The organism is Streptococcus sp. UBA4344 (genome assembly GCF_002393675.1).
GTDB classification, from domain to species: domain Bacteria; phylum Bacillota; class Bacilli; order Lactobacillales; family Streptococcaceae; genus Streptococcus; species Streptococcus vicugnae.
Map to the genome: position 1 here is coordinate 24,695 of NZ_DGTE01000041.1, position 22,670 is coordinate 47,364.

General features: G+C 37.5%; 23 protein-coding genes. 19 read left to right on the forward strand and 4 right to left on the reverse strand.

The window, feature by feature from the left end:
- The first annotated feature begins 1 nt into the window (after position 1).
- A complete protein-coding gene (gene trpA, locus B4D49_RS07895) occupies positions 2-784 on the forward strand; it encodes a tryptophan synthase subunit alpha (protein ID WP_286784053.1) in 783 nt (260 codons plus the stop codon).
- Between the two features lie 33 nt (positions 785-817).
- On the opposite strand, the gene B4D49_RS07900 is transcribed toward trpA, so the two are convergent.
- Positions 818-2,158, reverse strand: a complete 1,341-nt coding sequence (locus B4D49_RS07900; protein ID WP_286784054.1) for an Nramp family divalent metal transporter — start codon at positions 2,156-2,158, stop codon at positions 818-820.
- Positions 2,159-2,229: 71 nt separating this feature from the next.
- On the reverse strand, positions 2,230-2,901 hold the full coding sequence (locus B4D49_RS07905) for a prepilin peptidase (protein ID WP_286784055.1): 672 nt from the start codon (positions 2,899-2,901) through the stop codon (positions 2,230-2,232).
- Between the two features lie 138 nt (positions 2,902-3,039).
- Here B4D49_RS07905 and B4D49_RS07910 point away from each other — a divergent pair, with 138 nt between their 5' ends.
- The 18 genes from B4D49_RS07910 to ileS all read left to right on the forward strand — a co-directional run bounded on the left by B4D49_RS07910 (position 3,040) and on the right by ileS (position 21,603).
- Positions 3,040-3,564, forward strand: coding sequence for a Dps family protein (locus B4D49_RS07910; RefSeq protein WP_132869548.1), 525 nt, complete (start codon positions 3,040-3,042; stop codon positions 3,562-3,564).
- A 133-nt stretch (positions 3,565-3,697) separates the two neighbouring features.
- Entirely contained in the window at positions 3,698-3,907 is a 210-nt protein-coding gene (locus B4D49_RS07915) for a YqgQ family protein (protein WP_006531568.1), read from the forward strand.
- Positions 3,900-4,868, forward strand: a complete 969-nt coding sequence (locus B4D49_RS07920) for an ROK family glucokinase (protein ID WP_039697292.1) — start codon at positions 3,900-3,902, stop codon at positions 4,866-4,868. Before B4D49_RS07915 ends, B4D49_RS07920 begins: the two co-directional genes overlap by 8 nt.
- A gap of 13 nt (positions 4,869-4,881) precedes the next feature.
- Positions 4,882-5,262 carry a rhodanese-like domain-containing protein gene (locus tag B4D49_RS07925; RefSeq protein ID WP_252526660.1) on the forward strand — a complete coding sequence of 127 codons (381 nt, stop codon included), beginning with the start codon at positions 4,882-4,884 and terminating at the stop codon, positions 5,260-5,262.
- Between the two features lie 14 nt (positions 5,263-5,276).
- Positions 5,277-6,323, forward strand: a complete 1,047-nt coding sequence (locus tag B4D49_RS07930) for a hypothetical protein (RefSeq protein WP_286784056.1) — start codon at positions 5,277-5,279, stop codon at positions 6,321-6,323.
- 177 nt (positions 6,324-6,500) lie between these two features.
- Positions 6,501-8,345, forward strand: coding sequence for a translational GTPase TypA (typA, locus tag B4D49_RS07935; RefSeq protein WP_199544457.1), 1,845 nt, complete (start codon positions 6,501-6,503; stop codon positions 8,343-8,345).
- A 126-nt stretch (positions 8,346-8,471) separates the two neighbouring features.
- Positions 8,472-8,744, forward strand: a complete 273-nt coding sequence (locus tag B4D49_RS07940; protein WP_132869552.1) for a DUF3165 family protein — start codon at positions 8,472-8,474, stop codon at positions 8,742-8,744.
- A 142-nt stretch (positions 8,745-8,886) separates the two neighbouring features.
- Positions 8,887-10,242: a UDP-N-acetylmuramoyl-L-alanine--D-glutamate ligase gene (murD, locus tag B4D49_RS07945; protein ID WP_286784057.1), complete on the forward strand. Its 1,356-nt coding sequence runs from the start codon at positions 8,887-8,889 to the stop codon at positions 10,240-10,242.
- A gap of 2 nt (positions 10,243-10,244) precedes the next feature.
- Positions 10,245-11,321: a UDP-N-acetylglucosamine--N-acetylmuramyl-(pentapeptide) pyrophosphoryl-undecaprenol N-acetylglucosamine transferase gene (locus B4D49_RS07950; protein WP_286784058.1), complete on the forward strand. Its 1,077-nt coding sequence runs from the start codon at positions 10,245-10,247 to the stop codon at positions 11,319-11,321.
- Complete coding sequence (locus B4D49_RS07955) at positions 11,322-12,527, forward strand: cell division protein FtsQ/DivIB (RefSeq protein ID WP_199544444.1); 1,206 nt, start codon at positions 11,322-11,324, stop codon at positions 12,525-12,527.
- Positions 12,528-12,662: 135 nt separating this feature from the next.
- Positions 12,663-14,030 carry a cell division protein FtsA gene (ftsA, locus tag B4D49_RS07960; RefSeq protein ID WP_199544442.1) on the forward strand — a complete coding sequence of 456 codons (1,368 nt, stop codon included), beginning with the start codon at positions 12,663-12,665 and terminating at the stop codon, positions 14,028-14,030.
- A 20-nt stretch (positions 14,031-14,050) separates the two neighbouring features.
- On the forward strand, positions 14,051-15,376 hold the full coding sequence (ftsZ, locus tag B4D49_RS07965) for a cell division protein FtsZ (protein ID WP_132869287.1): 1,326 nt from the start codon (positions 14,051-14,053) through the stop codon (positions 15,374-15,376).
- Positions 15,376-16,050 carry a YggS family pyridoxal phosphate-dependent enzyme gene (locus tag B4D49_RS07970; protein WP_286784059.1) on the forward strand — a complete coding sequence of 225 codons (675 nt, stop codon included), beginning with the start codon at positions 15,376-15,378 and terminating at the stop codon, positions 16,048-16,050. Before ftsZ ends, B4D49_RS07970 begins: the two co-directional genes overlap by 1 nt.
- Positions 16,051-16,062: 12 nt before the next feature.
- Positions 16,063-16,671 carry a cell division protein SepF gene (locus tag B4D49_RS07975; protein ID WP_132869289.1) on the forward strand — a complete coding sequence of 203 codons (609 nt, stop codon included), beginning with the start codon at positions 16,063-16,065 and terminating at the stop codon, positions 16,669-16,671.
- A gap of 3 nt (positions 16,672-16,674) precedes the next feature.
- Positions 16,675-16,932, forward strand: coding sequence for a YggT family protein (locus tag B4D49_RS07980; protein WP_132869290.1), 258 nt, complete (start codon positions 16,675-16,677; stop codon positions 16,930-16,932).
- Complete coding sequence (locus tag B4D49_RS07985) at positions 16,929-17,714, forward strand: RNA-binding protein (protein ID WP_286784060.1); 786 nt, start codon at positions 16,929-16,931, stop codon at positions 17,712-17,714. Before B4D49_RS07980 ends, B4D49_RS07985 begins: the two co-directional genes overlap by 4 nt.
- A 10-nt stretch (positions 17,715-17,724) precedes the next feature.
- The gene (locus tag B4D49_RS07990) at positions 17,725-18,480 is read left to right on the forward strand and encodes a DivIVA domain-containing protein (protein ID WP_199544435.1); all 756 of its coding nucleotides are present in this window, start codon (positions 17,725-17,727) and stop codon (positions 18,478-18,480) included.
- A 324-nt stretch (positions 18,481-18,804) separates the two neighbouring features.
- Complete coding sequence (gene ileS, locus B4D49_RS07995; protein ID WP_286784061.1) at positions 18,805-21,603, forward strand: isoleucine--tRNA ligase; 2,799 nt, start codon at positions 18,805-18,807, stop codon at positions 21,601-21,603.
- An 89-nt stretch (positions 21,604-21,692) separates the two neighbouring features.
- Here the strand turns inward: ileS and B4D49_RS08000 are convergent, their stop codons facing one another.
- Positions 21,693-21,995, reverse strand: coding sequence for a DUF1827 family protein (locus B4D49_RS08000; RefSeq protein ID WP_132869679.1), 303 nt, complete (start codon positions 21,993-21,995; stop codon positions 21,693-21,695).
- 71 nt (positions 21,996-22,066) lie between these two features.
- Positions 22,067-22,513, reverse strand: a complete 447-nt coding sequence (locus B4D49_RS08005) for an NUDIX hydrolase (protein WP_286784062.1) — start codon at positions 22,511-22,513, stop codon at positions 22,067-22,069.
- Positions 22,514-22,670 lie beyond the last annotated feature (157 nt).

Genomic DNA, 22,670 nt, shown 5'->3' on the forward strand with positions numbered 1-22,670 from the left:
TATGACAAAGACACTTACAAAACATCTAAATGAGATTAAAGCCAGCGGCAAAGGAATTTTTGTTCCTTATATCATGGCAGGTGACCATGACAAAGCTTTAGACGGTTTATTTGATACCATTACTTTTTTGGAAAATAGCGGAGCTTCTGCAATTGAAGTAGGTATTTCTTGGTCTGATCCTGTTGCTGATGGGCCAGTCATTGAACTAGCAGGACAACGCAGTTTGGCTAAAGGTGTGAATTTGACAGCAATTGTTAAAAAATTGCAAGAACAAACTGTCGATGTGCCTTTGGTGATCATGACTTATATTAACCCTGTTTACCAATACGGCATCGAAAAATTTATCCATGATTTAAAAAATACGTCTGTTAAAGGCTTGATTATTCCTGATTTGCCACATGAACATGAAGATATGATTAAACCATATCTTGACAATACAGATATTGCGCTTGTTCCACTTGTTAGTTTGACAACTGGTATTGAACGTCAAAAAACATTGTGCCAAGGAGCAGAAGGCTTCATCTATGCAGTAGCTATTAACGGTGTTACTGGTAAAACAGGTAATTACCGAGATGATTTGGATAAACATTTGACGAACCTAGAAGCAGTAGCTGATATTCCAGTATTAACAGGATTTGGAGTGTCAACAAAAGCTGATATTGAACGCTTTAATAAAGTATCTGACGGCGTTATTGTCGGAACTAAAATCGTTCGAGATTTACACGAAGGAAAGACTGCAGACGTTGCAGAATTTGTTAAATACGGTTCATCTTATCAAAAATAAAAGAAAACCACTCAATGAGTGGTTTTTTTGGGTTTAAAACAAATCAATAATTAATTTTAAGTTTAAGACAGTTAAAATGATTGCTACTAAGTAGCCTAAAATAGAATTCCATTTGCTATTGACGAAGTCTCCCATAATCTTGCGATTTGATGTGAAATACACCAAAGGAAAAATAGAGAAAGGAAGCGCAAGTGATAGGAAGACTTGTGAGTAAACAATCAACTGATCAAGGACACTTTCTTGACTACCGTAAAGAAGTGCGATAATCAAGACTGGAGCTAAGGCAACTAAACGCGTGACTAGTCGGATTAACCATTGAGGTAATCGTAGTTTTAAGAAACCTTCCATGACAATTTGTCCAGTTAGAGTTCCAGTGATGGTAGAGTTTTGTCCGCTGGCTAAAAGCGCAATAGCAAATAGAGTTGACAAAGCAGCACTAGCAACAGCTCCTGCAATATTTGAATCTTGAAGGGCATCATACATTTGTGAAAAAGCGTTAATGTCATTAGCGTGTCCATAAAAGAGTGATGCTCCTAAGATAAGAAGAAGTGAGTTGACCACAAAAGCAATCGTTAATTGAATATTGGAATCCCAAGTCATAAAACGTACCGCTTGTTTTACCGAGGCTTGACTGGAATAATCAACTTTACGTGTTTGTGAAATGGATGAGTGAAGATAGAGATTATGTGGCATTACGGTTGCACCAATAATCCCTAAAGCAAGTGTCAATTTACTATTAACGCCACTTTGATGCAAATCTATGATAGACGGCTGAGGAATATAGCCATGTAAGATACCTGAGAAACTTGGTTTTGATAACAAGACTAAATATAAGAAGATAATCAAAATCGTTGCAATCAAGGTTGAAACCAAAGCTTCAATTTTACGAAAGCCAAGCTTCATCAAGGATAAGAGAATAAAAACATCTAAAATAGTTATCAAAATGGAAAACAGTAACGGCCATCCAAATAATAAATGAAGCGCAATCCCAGATCCAATAACTTCTGCCAAATCAGTCGCCATCAAGGCTAATTCAATGACAACAAATAAAAAGTAACGTAACTTTTTTGGCAAATGAGCAGCAGTTGCTTGCGCTAAATCCTTTTGAGTCACAATACCTAGTTTTCCTGCCATCTGCTGCAATTGCATAGCAATTAAAGATGAGATTAAAACAACTGATAAAAGTAGATATTTATAAGTAGCTCCACCAACAACACTAGTAATCCAGTTACCTGGATCCATATAACCAACAGCCACTAAAGCTCCTGGTCCGATAAAAGCTCGAAGTGTTCGCCAAAATGAGGCATTTTTTGGAACAGCAATACTTTGATTGACCTCGCTAAGTGATTTTTGAGAATTGACAGTAGTTTCCAAAGGCAGCCCTCTTTTCTAAAACTCTTATTCAAGGCCTATTATAGCAGAAGAATTTTAAAAATGAAGTATTTTTAACTATATTTAATAAAAAAATTAAGTGTGCTTAAAAATACAAACAAAACATATCCTAAAAATAGAAAGGGAACAAAGGGAATACGTCTATTTTTATAAAAGATACAAAAAAGAATGCCAGCCAATGATCCAAATTCAATAATCCATAAAACACCTTGTAAGTCAAAAAAGAGACTCAAAGTTGCAAGATAGAAAAAATCACCGCTTCCCATTTTTATGTCAAAAAGATAAGCTATGATTCCAAGTAAAAGAAGAATAATGGTTAGTTTATTAATAGGGAGAAAAAAGAGAAGTAGTGAACTAGGAATTAACCATATTAATAGTGGAAAGGATTGGTGCTTAAAATCATATAAGCTAAGGGTTAAACTAAAGAAGAAAATAAAAAGAGTTGATAAAGCGACAATGCCGTGGTAACAAAAAGCGGTAGCTAATCCGCAGGCAAATTCAAAAAATCCGTACCATAAAGGAATTTTAGCCTTGCAAAAATGACAGCGTGAACGGTTTAAAATCTGAGAAACGACTGGAATTAAATCTACTGGTCTCAGTTGTTTCCCGCAAGCATTACAATGACTAGCTGGAAATAAAATGGATTCTTCAGGAAAACGATCAACGACTAAACCAATAAATGAAGCAAGCGATGCCCCAAGAAAAAAGAATAATAAAGTGTCCATACCTTATTATTCGAAAAAAATTTTAAAAGTTATGAGCATATTAGTTGCTACTTATTTAGAATTATTCTAAAATATAATCGTAAAGAAAAGGAAATGTTTCCTAAAACCATTGATTTTATTTTTTAGAGGAGGTCGCTTATGACTCAAACAATGACTGAAACAATTTATGCATCTGTAACACATAACATTTCACAAAATGCAAAAAATGCTAAAACAAAAGCTGTGCTTAATCAAGCAGTAGCAGACCTTTCAAAAGCTGCTTCTATTGTTCACCAAATTCACTGGTACATGCGTGGTGCAGGATTCTTCTATCTTCATCCAAAAATGGACGAATTGATGGATGCTCTTAACGCTAACTTGGATGAAATCAGCGAACGTTTGATTACAATCGGTGGAGCACCATACTCAACTCTTAAAGAATTCGATGACAATTCCAAGTTAGAAGAAACTAAAGGTTCATTTGACAAGACAATGGATGAAAATTTGGCTCGTTTGGTTGAAGTTTACACTTATCTTTCAGCTCTTTATCAAGTTGGTCTAGACGTGACTGATGAAGAAGGCGATGCTCCATCAAATGACATTTTCACAGCAGCAAAAGCTGATGCTGAAAAAACAATCTGGATGTTGCAAGCAGAACGTGGACAAGCTCCTGGAATCAAATAATTTTCTAAAAAATAGCAAATAGCGGGCTGATTGGTCCGCTATTTTTTCATGAAAACAAATGAAAACGTGAAAATAAAGAAAACGATTGCATGTCCTATTGAAAAAACGTCTTATTTTTGATAAAATGCTTCGTATGAAAACTTTATTTGACGTGCAGCAACTGTTAAAACGGTTCGGTATTTTTGTCTATATCGGTAAACGTCTTTATGATATAGAGGTCATGAAACTTGAGCTTGAGAAATTGTATGAAAATGGGTTGATTGACAAGGCTGACTACCTGAATGCAGAATTAATTTTGCGTCGCGAGCACCGTTTAGAAATGGAGAAAGAAAATAATGACTAAAAAACTTTTAGGGATTGACCTAGGTGGAACAACGATTAAATTCGGTATCCTAACTCTTGAAGGTGAAGTTCAAGAAAAATGGGCAATCGATACAAATACACTTGAAGATGGTAAACACATCGTTCCTGACATCGTTGAGTCAATCAAACACCGTTTGAATCTTTATGGTTTGACAAAAGATGATTTTGCAGGTATCGGTATGGGGTCACCAGGTGCTGTTGATCGTGAAAATAAAACTGTTACAGGTGCATTCAACTTGAACTGGGCACACACTGAAGAAGTTGGTTCAGTTATTGAACGTGAACTTGGTATTCCATTTGCCATCGATAACGATGCTAACGTTGCCGCACTTGGTGAACGTTGGACAGGTGCTGGTGCTAACAACCCTGATGTTGTTTTCGTAACACTTGGAACTGGTGTTGGTGGTGGTGTTATCGCTGACGGTAACCTTATCCACGGTGTTGCTGGTGCTGGTGGAGAAATTGGTCACATGAATGTTGAACCAGTCGATGGTTTCGAATGTACATGTGGTAACAAAGGATGTCTTGAAACAGTTGCTTCAGCAACAGGTGTTGTCCGTGTAGCTCGTCACTTGGCTGAAGAATATGAAGGTGATTCAAAAATTAAAGCAGCTATTGACAATGGTGATGTTGTAACAAGTAAAGATATCTTTGTAGCTGCTGAAGCTGGTGATCACTTCGCAGATTCAGTTGTTGAAAAAGTTGGTTTCTACCTTGGACAAGCAACTGCTAACATCGCAAACATCTTGAACCCAGATTCAGTTGTTATCGGTGGTGGTGTATCTGCTGCAGGTGAATTCTTGCGTAGCCGTGTTGAAAAATACTTCGTTACTTACGCATTCCCACAAGTTCGTAAAACAACTAAAGTGAAAATCGCTGAACTTGGTAACGATGCAGGTATCATCGGTGCTGCAAGTCTTGCAAGTCAATTCGTAGATTAATAAGAGGCAAAAAATGAACTGGATAGTTTTTCTAATTGCTCTAGTCGTTATCGTAGGGTGGTTCGCATGGACATACATTAGTGTACGTCGCGCAGCAAAATTCATTGATAACGCAGAGTTTGAAAGCATGATTCACACTAGTCAATTAATTGACGTTCGTGAAGCGGCTGCTTTTAAAACAAAACATATTATGGGAGCACGTAATCTCCCAGCTAGTCAAATTCAAATGTCATATTCAGCTATTCGTAAAGACAAACCAGTTCTTTTATACGACAGCAGTAGAAGTACTGCTCTTCCACGTGTTATAAAAACACTTAAAAAAGCTGGTTACACAAATCTTTACGTCCTTAAAGACGGCTTTGACTACTGGACAGGAAAAGTTAAAGAAAGTTAATCATTTACCAAAATATGGAATTTGAAAAAGAAAATTTAAAGAGAAAAAACGATGAGAGTAAGGATACCCTGAAATCAAAATACCTCAAAAATCAGATTTTTCAATTGGATTTGGAATTAAGCCAAGTAACAGACGAAGATGAGAAAAAGAAACTTGAAGCGTTACGCAATGTTTATGTCGAGAAGCTGCAAGAAAACAAGAAACGTCGTTTAATCAGGATTCTTTTAATCAGTCCATTGGTTTTCTTGGCTCTGATTATTTTGTATCTCGTCACAGCTTTCAATCGCGAAACAACCGCCAATAATAAGGCGGAATGGTCGCCATCTACAACGGCTACGTCAACAAGTACATCAAGTTCTTCAAGTTCATCAAGCACGAGCGAGACCAAGACCTCTTCAACGATAAAACAAGGTGTCCCTGTGGAGCTTGTTGGGAATTGGAAAACAGCTGATTATGACGGAGTTATTCTGACAATCAGTGAAGATGGCACAATGACCAAAAATCAGTCTAATTATATTGTTACAGAGCGTGTTTCTGGTTATGAGGAAGTGGCGCAAGGTGTTTATCGTTTTTATCCTGCTGATGGAAGTGGTAGTGAAGCCATCGGGGCACTTATTTTTGGTGGTATCGGTGGTAGTTACCAAACAACACCAAAATTTGCTTCGGGAATTTATGTCAAAAATGGCTATATTTATCCACAATTCTGGACAACAACCTCTAGCAAATTCACTTATTCGTTAAACACTAATCTCAAATTAGTACCAACCGACAAAGCAGCTGTTGCTGAGGCCATTGATACTAAAAATTTAACGACTGAGCAAGTGGAAGCTTGGGTTCTTGCCATTTATGCTTCGCAAAATCAATTATCTGATGAAGATAAAGAGAATTATTTTGTAAATGTCAAAGCATATGATGACAATTTGGTTTATGCTAGTGTCCGTAAAAACAGCGATTCAAAAACACGTTTAGCCTTATATCGTGTTAACGCAGACGGCTATCTTGAACAAGGAACACTCGAAGCAACCAATTGGAGCGTTGTCAGCACCGCTTATGTCGAATAAGACAATGCTGAAATAGTTAAAGCATAACAAAAGATGGGATGTGGTTCCCATCTTTTTACATACTATAGAAGCTAAATCCATGTCTGAAAACATTTACACTTGTTTTATCGCTGTTTTTTCATAGGATTTGTGGTATAATTCAAAAGTTAGAATAAATTAAAAATAAATCGAGGAATCATGACTAAATTAAGAGAAGATATTCGTAACGTGGCGATTATCGCCCACGTTGACCACGGGAAAACAACCCTTGTTGATGAATTATTGAAACAATCACACACACTTGACGAACGTAAAGAATTGCAAGAACGTGCAATGGACTCAAACGATCTTGAAAAAGAACGTGGAATTACAATCCTTGCTAAAAATACTGCAGTTGCTTACAATGGTGTTCGTATCAATATCATGGACACGCCAGGACACGCGGACTTCGGTGGAGAAGTTGAACGTATCATGAAAATGGTTGATGGTGTTGTGCTTGTTGTCGATGCTTACGAAGGTACTATGCCTCAAACACGTTTTGTGTTGAAAAAAGCTCTTGAACAAAACTTAACACCAATCGTTGTTGTTAACAAAATTGATAAACCATCAGCTCGCCCAGCAGAAGTTGTTGACGAAGTTCTTGAACTCTTCATCGAACTTGGTGCAGACGATGATCAATTAGAATTCCCAGTTGTTTACGCATCAGCTATCAACGGTACTTCATCACTTTCTGATGATCCAGCTGATCAAGAACACACAATGGCTCCAGTCTTTGATACAATCATTGACCATATTCCAGCTCCGGTTGATAACTCAGAAGAACCACTTCAATTCCAAGTGTCACTTCTTGACTATAACGACTTCGTTGGACGTATCGGTATCGGACGTATCTTCCGCGGTACTGTTAAAGTTGGTGACCAAGTTACACTTTCTAAACTTGATGGCTCAACTAAAAACTTCCGTGTTACTAAATTGTTTGGTTTCTTCGGGCTTGAACGTCGTGAAATCCAAGAAGCTAAAGCCGGTGATTTGATTGCTATCTCAGGTATGGAAGATATCTTCGTTGGTGAAACAATCACTCCGACTGATTGTGTTGAACCACTTCCAATCCTTCACATTGATGAACCGACTCTTCAAATGACATTCTTGGCAAATAACTCACCATTTGCTGGTCGTGAAGGTAAATACGTTACATCTCGTAAAGTTGAAGAACGTTTGCTTGCTGAATTGCAAACTGACGTATCACTTCGTGTTGAAGCAACTGATTCACCTGATAAATGGACTGTTTCAGGTCGTGGTGAATTGCACTTGTCAATCCTTATCGAAACAATGCGTCGTGAAGGATACGAACTTCAAGTATCACGTCCAGAAGTAATCATTAAAGAAATTGATGGCGTGAAATGCGAACCATTCGAACGTGTTCAAATCGACACACCAGAAGAATACCAAGGTTCAGTAATTCAATCATTGTCAGAACGTAAAGGTGAAATGATTGACATGCAATCAACTGGTAATGGTCAAACACGTCTTGTCTTCTTGGCACCAGCTCGTGGACTTATCGGTTACCCAACTGAGTTCCTTTCAATGACTCACGGTTACGGTATCATGAACCACACATTCGACCAATACATGCCAGTAATCAATGCTGAAATCGGTGGACGTCGTCGTGGTGCTCTTGTATCTATCGATACAGGTAAAGCAACAACATACTCAATCATGTCTGTTGAAGAACGCGGTACAATCTTCGTTAACCCAGGTACTGAAGTATACGAAGGTATGATTATCGGTGAAAATTCACGTGAAAACGATTTGACAGTTAATATCACTAAAGCTAAACAAATGACAAACGTTCGTTCAGCTACTAAAGACCAAACAGCTGTTATCAAAACTCCACGTATCTTGACTCTTGAAGAATCACTTGAATTCTTGAATGATGATGAATACATGGAAGTTACCCCAGAATCAATCCGCTTGCGTAAACAAATCCTTGATAAAAACTTACGTGCAAAAGCGGCTAAAAAGAAAAAATCTGCAGAGGAGTAAAACAGTCCGGAGGGCTGTTTTAGGTCTGAGCCTAAAAATAAATAAGCGAAGAAGTCCAGAGGACTGCTTTAGGTCCGAACTTGGAAGCTAATAGAAAAGAATTGTTAAAAAGAAAGGAATCATGAAATGTTTTATTTAATTATTGCAATCTTAATTATTTCATATTATATTTTCATGGCTCCTAAAACAATTCGTAATACTCTTGGAATGATTGGCTTGGTTGGCTTAGTAGCTATGCTACTTGTATTAGCGGTAATGAGCTTTGTTAGAATCATGCAATCACCACCAGAAATTTTTCTTGCACTTGCTATGGTTGCCTTGGGATTTTTCGCATTAAGGGACGTCTATCGCTTACCTGTTAAGAAAAATGAAAAAGAGCAATATAGCGAAAGAGGCTGAGTATTTACTCAGCTTTTTTTGTCATAAACACTCTATCAGACATTGCGACACTAAGATTGTCTTAAATGCCGTAGAATGATTGAAAAACGCCTTAAATAAAGGTAGAATAATATTATATTTGCAATGTTAGAATGGATATATTATGAAAAAAATTGAAACATTTGAAAATAAAAAAGTCTTAGTTCTTGGTTTAGCAAAATCTGGAGAAGCTGCAGCGCGACTCCTTGAAAAATTGGGTGCCATTGTTACCGTTAATGATGGTAAACCATTTGATGAAAATCCAGCTGCACAATCACTTCTTGAAGAAGGAATTAAAGTTATTTGCGGTAGCCACCCATTGGAACTTTTGGATGAAAATTTCGAATTAATGGTTAAAAACCCAGGTATTCGTTACGACAATCCGATGGTAGCTCGTGCGATTGAAAAAAATATTCCAGTCATCACAGAAGTTGAATTAGCCTATATGATTTCTGATGCTCCAATTATTGGGATTACAGGTTCAAATGGAAAAACAACAACAACAACTATGATTGCTGAAACACTTAATAATGGTGGTAAATCAGGTCTTCTTTCAGGAAATATTGGTTTTCCTGCTTCTGAAGTGGCTCAAACAGCGACAGATAAAGATACTTTGGTTATGGAATTGTCTTCTTTCCAATTAATGGGAACTGATACTTTCCACCCACATATCGCTGTTATCACGAACCTTATGCCAACTCATATTGATTATCACGGTACTTTTGAAGACTACGTTGCAGCAAAATGGAATATTCAAAAAAACATGACTGCTGATGATTTTGTAGTGCTTAATTTTAACCAAGATTTGGCAAAAGAATTGGCTCAAAAAACAGCAGCGCAAGTGGTGCCGTTTTCTACAACTGAAAAAGTTGATGGTGCATACCTTGATGGCGATACTTTGTACTTTAAAGGCGAAGTCATTATGAAAGCCTCAGAAATCGGAGTTCCTGGTAGCCACAATGTTGAAAATGCTTTGGCAACAATTGCAGTAGCTAAATTGTCAGGAATTGCAAATGATGCCATTAAGGAAACATTAGCTCACTTTGGTGGTGTTAAACACCGTCTTCAATCCCTTGGTGAAGTTAATGGTATTAAATTCTATAACGATTCTAAATCAACTAACATTCTAGCTACTCAAAAAGCTCTTTCTGGTTTTGATAATTCAAAAGTTATCTTGATTGCTGGTGGACTTGATCGCGGAAACGAATTTGATGGACTTGTTCCAGATATTACTGGCGTTAAATTAATGGTTATTCTTGGTGAATCGGCACCTCGTGTGAAACGTGCAGCAGATAAAGCTAATGTTCCTTATGTTGATGCTAAAGACGTTGCTGATGCAGCTCGTATTGCTTATGGTAAAGCTGAAGCTGGAGATGTCGTTCTCCTAAGTCCTGCTAACGCAAGCTGGGATATGTACAAGAGTTTTGAAGTTCGTGGTGATGAATTCATCGCAACTTTTGAAGCCATTAAAGGAGAATAAGCATGGCTAAGAAAATTGTCTTTACCGGTGGTGGTACCGTAGGTCATGTTACCTTGAATTTGATTCTTATCCCGAAATTCATCAAAGATGGTTGGGAAGTTCACTATATCGGTGATAAACACGGAATCGAGCATGAACAAATTGAAAAATCAGGTCTAGATGTCACTTTCCATTCTATTGCAACAGGAAAACTAAGACGTTATTTCTCATGGCAAAATATGCTTGATGTGTTTAAAGTTTCATTTGGTATTCTTCAATCAATTGCTATTATTGCTAAAATTCGTCCACAAGCCCTCTTTTCAAAAGGTGGCTTTGTGTCAGTCCCACCAGTTATTGCAGCGAAAACACTAGGTGTTCCTGTTTTTGTCCATGAATCTGACTTATCAATGGGACTTGCTAATAAAATCGCTTATAAATTTGCGACGACAATGTACACAACATTTGAACAAGCTGAAGGCTTGGTGAAAGCAAAACATGTTGGTGCGATTACAAAAGTTGGTAGTAAAGTTGCTTATGATGAAAGCAAAATTGAAGATATTAAAAAACACTTTAACCCTGACTTGAAAACACTTCTTTTCATCGGTGGTTCTGCGGGGGCACGTGTTTTTAATGACTTTATTACAAATACCCCTGAATTGGTTGAACATTACAATGTTATCAATATTTCAGGAGATAAAAGTTTAAACGGATTGAGTCAAAATCTCTATCGAGTTGATTATGTCACAGACCTTTATCAGCCTTTGATGGACATGGCAGATGTTGTTGTGACACGCGGTGGTTCAAATACTATTTTTGAGTTGGTTGCCATGAATAAATTACACTTGATTGTGCCTCTTGGAAAAGAAGCTAGTCGAGGAGACCAGCTGGAAAATGCTGCTTATTTTGAGAAAAAAGGCTATGCTCGCCAACTTTCTGAAGACGAGCTAACATTTTCAAATTTAGAAGAAGAGTTAACACAACTTTTTGAACAAGAAAATAGCTATCACACACAAATGAAAAATTCCACTGAAATCAAGTCACAAGAAGAGTTTTATAATCTGCTTAAGCAAGATATTTCTAAGACTGCAAAAGGAATTTAAATGACAAAAAAGAAAGAGCCTAAAAAAGGTCAAAAAGATAAATCAGAAAAAAAATCGGCCTTGACGGAATGGCAAAAACGCAATATTGAGTTTCTAAAGAAAAAGGAAGCTGAAAAAGCGGAAAAGAAAAAACGCCAAGAAAAATTGCGTTTAGAACGTACACCAAAAACTAAAAAAGATGCAAAATCTGCTGAGGCTGAAAAAGCAGAAGATAAAGCATTAAGTGCTGAAGATAAGAAAAAGGTTAAGGAAGCTAAAAAACTACAAAAACTTGATGCTAAAAAAGAAAGAACACCTCTTCAAAAAGCTATTCACCATGCATTACCAGTTATCATCACTTCAGCCGTGCTTTTGTTGGTATCGATTTTTTTGGTAACGCCATTTAGTAAAAAGAAAATCATTACTGTTACAGGGGCGTCTACTATCAGTCAAGAAGAAGTTATTAAAGACTCAGGAATCAAACCATCTAATTACCTCTTCTCATTGATTTTCCACCATTCAGCTTATGAAAAGAATATCATCACTAAAAATAAAATGGTGAAAAGTGCTAGTTTTGCTTATCGTTTTCCAAATAAGCTAAACATAGATGTCAAAGAGTATAATATTATTGCCTATGCTCAGACCGACGATGGTTACCAACCAATCCTTGAAAACGGGACACGAATCGGTCTTGTAGGGGCTTCTGAATTACCAGATAGTTTCCTAACGATTAATCTATCATCAGAAAAAGATATTCAAAAACTAGTCAAAGCTTTTTCAAAGTTGGACAAAGATTTGGTTAATCAAATTCAAATTGTTAGTTCAGCTGATTCTGCGACAACATCAGATTTGCTAAAATTGGAGATGCATGACGGAAATGTTATCCGTGTTCCTTTGTCTGAATTAGCTAAAAAATTGCCTTATTATCTAAAAATTAAGGATGGCTTGCCTGAAAATAGTATCGTCGATATGGAAGTTGGAATTTATGCAACTTCTGAGTCTATCGAAGCATCTGTTGCGGCAGACAAAGAAAAAGCTAAAAACGAGAATAAACCGGAATCAGATGACAAAACTGATGAAGAGCAGAACTCTCAAATGGAATCAAGTGAGGATGCCACGGTAACTGAATCTACTGAGCCTGAAAACGGTGAGAATCAAGCATCTGAAGCGATTAACGAAGAACAGACAGATAACGATCCAGCCGCTGAACAAGCCGCTCAACAATAAAATTAAGTTTCTATAACAAAAAACGTAAAATGATAACATTTTACGTTTTTTTATGATATAATATTTTCTGAATAATTCTGATTTTATGCAGATTTTAGAATAGTAAATGATTGGAAAGATAGTGAGGTCGAGTGAATGGCTAGAAATGGCTTTTTTACAGGATTGGATATAGGAACAAGCTCGATTAAAGTTCTAGTAGCAGAATTTGTTTCTGGCGAAATGAACGTGATTGGTGTGAGTAACGTTCCCAGTACGGGAGTAAAAGACGGTATTATTATAGATATTGAAGCAGCTGCAGAAGCAATCAAAACAGCGGTTGAACAAGCAGAAGAAAAAGCCGGAATGACAATCGATAAGATTAATGTTGGTCTTCCTGCAAACTTGCTTCAAATCGAACCGACTCAAGGTATGATTCCGGTTCCTAGTGAATCAAAGGAAATTAAAGATGAAGACGTTGATAGCGTCGTTAAATCAGCATTAACAAAGAGTATCACTCCAGAACGTGAAGTTATCTCTTTGATTCCAGAAGAATTTATCGTTGATGGTTTCCAAGGTATTCGTGATCCACGTGGTATGATGGGGATTCGCTTGGAAATGCGTGGTTTGATTTATACTGGACCAACAACAATTCTTCATAACCTTCGTAAAACAGTAGAACGTGCTGGTATCAGTGTTGAAAATGTTATTATTTCACCACTTGCTTTAGCAAAATCAGTGCTTAACGAAGGTGAACGTGAATTTGGTGCTACTGTGATTGATATGGGTGGTGGTCAAACAACTGTTGCCTCTATGCGAGCACAAGAATTACAATACACAAACATCTACCCGGAAGGTGGCGAATATGTCACTAAAGACATTTCAAAAGTCTTGAAAACTTCTATGGAAATTGCTGAAGCCCTTAAATTTAACTTTGGTCAAGCAAACTTAGAAGAAGCAAGCCTTTCAGAAACTGTTCAAGTTGATGTTGTTGGTAGTGAATCACCAATTTCAGTTAGTGAACGCTACTTGTCAGAAATCATTTCTGCACGCGTTCGTCACATTCTAGATCGTGTTAAACAAGATTTAGAACGTGGACGTCTACTTGACCTACCTGGAGGAATTATTCTTGTTGGTGGTGGAGCAATTATGCCAGGTGTGGTTGAAGTTGCTCAAGAAATCTTTGGAACAACTGTCAAACTCCATGTTCCAAATCAAGTTGGTATCCGTAACCCAATGTTTGCTAACGTTATTAGCTTAGTTGAATACGTTGGTACAATGAGTGAAGTTGATGTTATTGCTCAACGTGCGGTATCTGGTGAAGAATTGCTTCGTCGTAAGCCAGTTGATTTCGAACCACAGCTACAAGTACAACCACGAGTTGCGTACAATAATGAACCAGCTGTGCCAGTTAACGAAAACATGGTACCACAACCAGCTCCAGTTCAACCGGTACAAAGACACGAAGAACCAAAATCAAAACTTAGTGAACGTGTTCGTGGTATTTTCGGAAGTATGTTTGACTAAACAATAAGTGAGGAATAAAAATGGCATTTTCATTTGACACAGCATCAGTACAAGGTGCAGTTATTAAAGTTATTGGTGTCGGTGGTGGCGGAGGTAACGCCATCAACCGTATGATTGATGAAGGTGTTGCTGGTGTTGAATTTATCGCAGCAAACACTGATATCCAAGCATTGAGCTCTTCAAAAGCTGAAACTGTTATTCAGTTAGGCCCTAAATTAACTCGTGGACTCGGTGCTGGAGGACAACCTGAGGTTGGTCGTAAAGCTGCCGAAGAAAGCGAAGAAGTATTGACAGAAGCTCTTACAGGTGCTGATATGGTCTTCATCACTGCTGGTATGGGTGGTGGATCTGGTACAGGTGCTGCACCAGTTATCGCACGTATCGCAAAAAGTCTAGGAGCTCTTACAGTTGCAGTTGTAACACGTCCATTCGGTTTTGAAGGTAACAAACGTGGGAACTTTGCAGCAGAAGGTATTCAAGAACTTCGTGAACAAGTTGATACATTACTTATCATCTCAAACAACAACCTTCTTGAAATCGTTGATAAGAAAACTCCACTTCTTGAAGCTCTTAGCGAAGCTGATAACGTTCTCCGTCAAGGTGTTCAAGGTATCACTGATTTGATTACAAATCCAGGTCTTATCAACCTTGACTTTGCCGATGTTAAAACAGTTATGGCTAATAAAGGTAATGCTCTTATGGGTATCGGTATTGGTTCTGGTGAAGAACGTATTACTGAAGCAGCTCGTAAAGCAATCTTCTCTCCACTTCTTGAAACAACAATCGATGGTGCTGAAGATGTTATCGTTAACGTAACTGGTGGTCTTGATATGACTCTTACTGAAGCAGAAGAAGCTTCAGAAATCATCAGTCAAGCAGCTGGTAAAGGCGTTAACATTTGGCTTGGTACATCTATTGATGACACAATGAAAGATGAAATCCGCGTAACTGTAGTTGCTACTGGTGTTCATCAAGATCGTGCTGAACAAGCAGCTGGTTTCCGTACACAACCAACTCGTTCATTTGCTAAAAACAATGCACAACAAGCAGCAGGCGCACAATATGCTTCAGAACGTGCTCAACAACCTAGTCAAACAACATTTGAACGTCGTTCAAACTTTGACTACGATATGAGCGAAAACCACGCAATGCCAGCTTCACAACAACCAACAGCTAACCAATCACAACAAAAAGATAATTCATTTGGAAATTGGGATCTTCGTCGCGATAACATCGCACGTCCAACTGAAGGTGAGTTAGATAGTAAATTAACTATGTCAACATTCACAGCAAACGAAGATGCTGATGATGAACTTGAAACACCACCATTCTTTAAAAATCGTTAATGACCGATTTTCAAAAAAATAAAGACCTTGTTTTTGAACAGGTTGCGCAAGCAACAAAAGCAGCCAATCGTTCACAAGAAAGTGTCAAAATTATTGCTGTGACGAAGTATGTTGATAGTGGTGTTGCTGCTCGTCTTATTGACACAGGTATTGAACATATTGGTGAAAATAGGGTCGATATGTTTCTGGATAAGTATGAAGCGTTAAAAGATAGAAATTTAACATGGCACCTGATTGGTACACTTCAGCGTCGTAAAGTAAAAAATGTAATTAATTATGTTGATTACTTTCACGCTTTAGATTCTGTTAAATTAGCTGCTGAATTCCAGAAAAGAGCAGAGCATCCCATTAAATGCTTCCTACAGATTAATATTTCCGAAGAAGAGAGCAAACATGGCTTTAAAGTTTCAGAAATTGATGAAGCTTTAGCCAAAATCTCTGACTTTGATAAAGTGGAAATTGTAGGATTGATGACGATGGCGCCTAAGAATGCCTCTGAAGGTGAAATTGATGACATTTTTGGAAAAGCCGATCAGCTTAGACAAGAATTGCATGCACGACAATTACCTCATATGCCTTTTACAGAATTAAGTATGGGGATGAGTGGTGATTTCCCAATTGCTATTCGCAATGGGGCAACTTTTGTCAGAATTGGTTCATCATTCTTTAAATAACGGGAGAAAAACATGGCTTTTAAAGATAAATTTGACAAACTAATCTCTTATTTCGATACTGATGAGGTAAGTGATGTTGAAGAAACTGTTGAGGAAGAGGTTCAGCAACCTCGAATTCAACAACAAGTTGAGGCAAAGCCACAGCAAGCCCCTAGAAGAGTAGAGCAGCAATATTCGTCTGCACGTGCTCAACAAGTTCAGGCTGGTGGAGCTGTTCGCCAACGCGTACAACCTCAACAAAGACGAGCAGTTGATGAAAATCAACACGTTCATTCATTGAATCAACGTCGTGAAGAACAATTGCAAGTTCGTAACAATCAAACGACAACGACTATTGCTTTGAAATACCCACGTAAATACGAGGATGCTCAAGAAATCGTTGATTTATTGATTGTTAATGAATGTATTTTGATTGATTTCCAATATATGCTTGATGCACAAGCACGTCGTTGTCTTGATTTTATTGATGGTGCAAGTAAAGTTCTTTATGGAAGTCTTCAAAAAGTTGGTAGTTCAATGTATTTGTTGACTCCATCAAATGTCATCGTCAATCTCGAGGAACTTCCAATCCCAAATGCAGGACAAGATGTCGGATTCGACTTTGACATGAAGAGACGCTAATATATGATTTTTGTATTAATTGTACTATTAAAAACCATTCAATTTTACTCTTATCTGCTAATTGCGTATGCGCTTCTATCGTGGTTCCCAGGCGCCTACAACACTGGTTTGGGTCGTCTACTGGTTCAAGTAGTTGAACCAGTCATTAAACCTTTCCAACGTTTAAATCTTCAATTTATGGGATTAGACTTTACGATTTGGGCTGCAGTTATTGCCTTGAATCTACTAAGTCGTATTCTCATTATGTTATTAGTTCGATGAAAAAAGGAATTTATCAACATTTTAGACCTGATGAGTATGAGTTCATTGAAAAAATGGATGATGTTGCTCAGAGGGTGGAAGAGACATACGCTTATTCATTAACAGATTTTCTAAATCCTCGGCAAATTGAGATTGCTAAAAGTATTCTTGGAAATCGAGATTCGCGCTACTTTGTTTCAAGTGATTATTATCCAGCAGAGTACGCACGTATACTGATTGCTCCTGATTATTATGAGTTGGATTTGAAAGATTTTGAATTAGCACTGCTAGAAGTGAATTATAATTCCAAATTTAATCAATTGACTCATGCTCAGATAATGGGAACTTTACTTCACAAACTTGGGGTAAAGCGTACGATTATTGGAGATATTTTAGTTGAAACTGGCTACGCACAGCTCTTAGTCACTAAAAATATGGTTGATTATTTTAGAGCTAATGTGACTAAGATTGCTAAAGCGAGCGTGAGCCTAAAAGAAGTTTCACTTGATCATTTGATTACTGGTGAAAAAGAATCACATCAACTTGATATCATGGTTTCAAGTATGCGTTTGGATAAAGTTCTAGCAACAGTTTTGAAGCTTTCGCGAAGTCAAGCGATTCAGCTTATTAATGCTGAGAAGGTAAAACTTAATTATCAAACACTTGATAGAACTTCAGAAATGCTTCAAGTTGGAGATTTGATTAGTGTTAGAGGATTTGGTCGTTTTTCAATTCTAAGTGAGAATGGGCTTACCAAGAATGGGAAATATAAATTGACCGTAGATAAGATGATACACAAATAAGGAGAAATCAATGGCACTTACAGCACTTGATATTAAAGATAAAACATTTAAATTAAAATTTCGTGGATATGACGAAGAAGAAGTTAATGAATTTCTTGATATCGTTGTAGATGATTACGAAGATTTGGTTCGTCGTAACCATGAACAAGAAAACAGAATTAAAGATTTGGAAGATAAGCTTGCTTACTTCGATGAAATGAAAGAATCTTTGAGCCAATCTGTTATTCTTGCTCAAGAAACTGCTGAAAAAGTAAAAACTTCAGCTAATGATGAAGCTGCTAATCTTGTTAGCAAAGCAAATTACGATGCGCAACATCTTATTGATGAAGCAAAATCAAAAGCAAACCAAATTTTGCGTGATGCAACTGATGAAGCTAAACGTGTTGCGGTTGAAACTGAAGATTTGAAACGTCAAACACGTGTCTTCCATCAACGTTTGGTTGCTGCTATCGAAGGCCAACTTGGTTTGACAAATTCACCAGAATGGGCAGAGTTGTTGCAACCAACTGCTGTTTACCTCCAAAATTCTGATGCAGCTTTCCGTGAAGTTGTTGAAAAAGTTTTGGAAGAAGAAATGCCTGAAACTGATGACGAATTGTCAATGGATGCTACACGTCAATTCACTCCAGAAGAAATGGAAGAATTGCAACGCCGTGTTGAAGCAGGAAATAAACACCTTGAAGAAACACAAAAACTTCCTGTTATTGATGATGACGACATCAACCTTAACGAAACACAAACATTTAAACTAAATATTGAAGAATAAGAAAAACGCGATTGATATGCTATATTTACAGCGAGCGGACGATGGTGCGAGGTCTGCAATCACTGGGATATCAATTATCCTTTTCTAAGATTTTATCTGAATAAAGTAGGATAAAAGGGATAAACTCACCTTACGAGTTACAGAGGGAAATTTAGATTTCTACCCTATTATTTAGTGTAGCTAAATTTCTAAACTAAGGTGGTACCACGAGCTTTCGTCCTTATTGAGGCGAGAGCTCGTTTTGTTTTACCATTTAAAAATTGTCATTTTTCTGTCGATGATTCATCATAGGCAGTTGAATATTATTTACTATAAGGAGTAGTCATGAAATTAAAAGAAACGCTTAATCTTGGAAAAACTGCTTTTCCAATGCGTGCTGGACTCCCAAATAAAGAGCCTAAATGGCAAAAGGAATGGGAAGAAGCAGACATCTATGCTAAACGTCAACAATTAAACGAAGGAAAACCTTCATTTAACCTCCACGATGGACCTCCATATGCTAATGGTAACATCCACGTTGGTCACGCCATGAACAAAATTTCTAAAGACATTATTGTGCGTTCAAAATCAATGTCTGGTTTCCGTGCTCCTTATGTTCCTGGTTGGGATACACATGGACTTCCAATTGAACAAGTATTGGCTAAAAAAGGTGTAAAACGCAAAGAAATTCCTTTGACTGAATACCTTGAAATGTGTCGTGAATATGCTCTTAGCCAAGTAGATAAACAACGTGAAGACTTCAAACGTCTTGGTGTGTCTGCGGATTGGGAAAATCCATATGTAACACTTATTCCTGCATATGAAGCTGCACAAATCCGCGTATTTGGTGCAATGGCTGATAAAGGATACATCTACCGTGGTGCAAAACCTGTCTACTGGTCATGGTCATCTGAATCTGCCCTTGCCGAAGCAGAAATTGAATATCACGATATTGATTCAACATCACTTTACTATGCTAACAAAGTTAAAGATGGTAAAGGTGTTCTTGATACTGATACATACATCGTTGTTTGGACAACAACTCCATTTACAGTAACAGCTTCACGTGGTTTGACTGTTGGTCCTGATATGGATTATGTTGTTGTTAAACCTGCTAACGATGATCGTAAATTTGTGGTTGCTGAAGCACTTTTGGATAGTCTTGCTGAAAAATTCGGTTGGGAATCATTTGAAGTAGTAGCAAAACATAAAGGTACTGAACTTGAATACATCGTTACAGAACACCCATGGGATACAGAAGTAGATGAACTTGTTATCTTGGGTGATCACGTTACACTTGATTCAGGTACTGGTGTTGTCCACACTGCCCCTGGTTTTGGTGAAGATGACTATAACGTAGGTGTTAAATACAATCTTGAAGTTGCCGTTACTGTTGACGAACGCGGTATCATGATGGAAAATGCTGGCCCTGAATTCCAAGGTCAATTCTATGATAAAGTAGTTCCAACTGTTAAAGAAAAACTTGGTAATCTTTTGCTTGCTAGCGAAGTTATCACTCACTCATACCCATTTGACTGGCGTACAAAAAAACCTATCATCTGGCGTGCAGTTCCACAATGGTTTGCATCTGTTTCTAAATTCCGTCAAGATATCCTTGATGAAATTGATCGTACAACATTCTACCCTGAATGGGGTCGTACTCGTCTTTACAACATGATTCGTGACCGTGGTGACTGGGTTATCTCACGTCAACGTGCATGGGGTGTTCCACTTCCAATCTTCTACGCTGAAGATGGTACAGCAATCATGACTAAAGAAGTTAGTGACCACGTTGCTGACTTGTTCGAAGAATTTGGTTCAATCGTATGGTGGGAACGTGATGCTAAAGATCTTCTTCCAGAAGGATTCACTCACCCAGGTTCACCAAATGGTGAATTCACTAAAGAAACTGATATCATGGACGTATGGTTCGATTCAGGTTCTTCATGGAACGGTGTTATGAATGCTCGTGAAGGTTTGGAATATCCAGCAGATCTTTACCTTGAAGGTTCTGACCAATACCGTGGTTGGTTTAACTCATCATTGATCACTTCAGTTGCTGTCAATGGACATGCTCCTTACAAAGCAGTGCTTTCTCAAGGATTCGTTCTTGATGGTAAAGGTGAAAAAATGTCTAAATCAAAAGGTAACATCATTTCACCAAACGACGTTGCTAAACAATACGGTGCTGAAATCCTTCGTTTGTGGGTAGCTTCAGTGGATACTGACGCTGACGTTCGTGTTTCTATGGAAATTCTTGGTCAAGTTTCAGAAACTTACCGTAAAATCCGTAACACACTTCGTTTCTTGATTGCTAACACAACAGATTTCAATCCAAATAAAGATGCTGTTGCCTACGAAGATTTGCGCTCAGTTGATAAATACATGACTGTTAAATTCAACCAATTGGTAGCAACAATTCGTAAAGCTTATGAAGACTATGATTTCATGGCTATCTACAAGGCAGTTGTTAACTTCATCACAGTTGATTTGTCAGCCTTCTATCTTGATTTTGCCAAAGATGTTGTTTACATTGAAGCAGCAGATAACCTTGCTCGTCGTCAAATGCAAACAGTCTTCTACGATATCTTGGTTAAAATCACTAAATTGTTGACTCCAATTCTTCCACACACAGCTGAAGAAATCTGGTCATACCTTGAATTTGAACCAGAAGAATTTGTTCAATTGTCTGAATTACCAGATGCTGAAGTCTTTGAAGGTCAAGACAATATTCTTGAAGAATGGGATGCCTTCATGACACTTCGTAACCAAGCTCAAAAAGCATTGGAAGAAGCTCGTAATGCTAAAGTTATCGGTAAATCATTAGAAGCTCACTTGACAATTTACGCAGGTGAAGAAGTGAAAACTCTTCTAACAGCGCTTGACAGCGATATTGCTCAATTGTTGATCGTATCACAATTAACTATTACTGATGAAGCAGCACCAGCCGATGCAGTAGCCTTTGATGGTGTAGCCTTTACAGTAGCGCATGCTGAAGGACAAGTTTGTGATCGTTGCCGTCGTGTTGATCCAACAGCTAAAGAACGTTCATACGGTGTTACAATTTGTGATCACTGTGCTGAAATCGTTGAAGCAAACTTCCCAGAAGCAGTTGCAGAAGGTTTTGAAGTTAAAGCAAAATAATATCATAATTTGCATGATAAAAAACGAACTCATATTGAGTTCGTTTTTTGTATGTAAAGAAAATAAAAAATCAGGTTATGAAAACCTGATTAAAGAGCTGTTGGGAAGGAAATTTCAATTAGATTAGCAGTATGTAGTGTTTTTAATTGATCTAATTGAACGGTTGACTTGTCAATTTTGCGTTTGAGGAAAAATTCTCGAATGGCTTCAATTTCACTGTCTTTAATAGCACGATACTTGTTTGAAATCAACAGCTCGTAGTGACTTGGTGCTTGTGTGAAAACAACATCGGTATTTCCTGCAGAGTAGGTCTCAACGAGTTTAGCGTCCGTGTTACGAAGCTGGTTACGGACTAGCTCGGAATGACTACTTGTTGTGTTGATTAACCTCATAAATTTCCTCCTATGAACTTTCTACCATTATTATAACACTATTTTAGGTGAAAAACTTAGAATATGAAATTTTAATGATGATTTTTTTTCCAAGCATCAACACCCCATTTATGACTACCACGTTTTAATTTTACGATGGCCTCATCAATTGAAAACCAAGCTAAATTATTAAAATCTTCAAGTGGGTCACCAAGTTTTTCAAAATGAGTTACTTCATAAATATAAGCTGGATTATAAAAATAAGTATTGCGGTGGCGTGAGTAGAAGTACTCATCAGCTTGTCCGTAATAATAACCTAGTTCAGCAGAGAAGCCTAGTTCTTCAATTAATTCTCGTTTTAAAGCTGAAAAATGATCCTCACCTGCCTCGATTTCTCCACCTGGTAGGAACCAAGAGCCGTTAGGGGCTTGAACTAAAATGATTTGGTCTTTAGTCGCATTTGGAATGATAGCATACACTCCATAGCGTGCCTTGTATTCAACATTATCAAGTTTTTCACCAAAAGTTGGATTTGACATAATATTCTCCTATAAAACAAGTGTCCGAATGAGTGGAGATGGAATGATTAATCTCTAAAGTAGATTTGTAAGAGTGGCTATTGTTGTTATTATACTAAAAAAAGTTGTCTTTTGCTAGAAAATTGTCGGAATATTTTGATTTTGATAATTGGTTGAT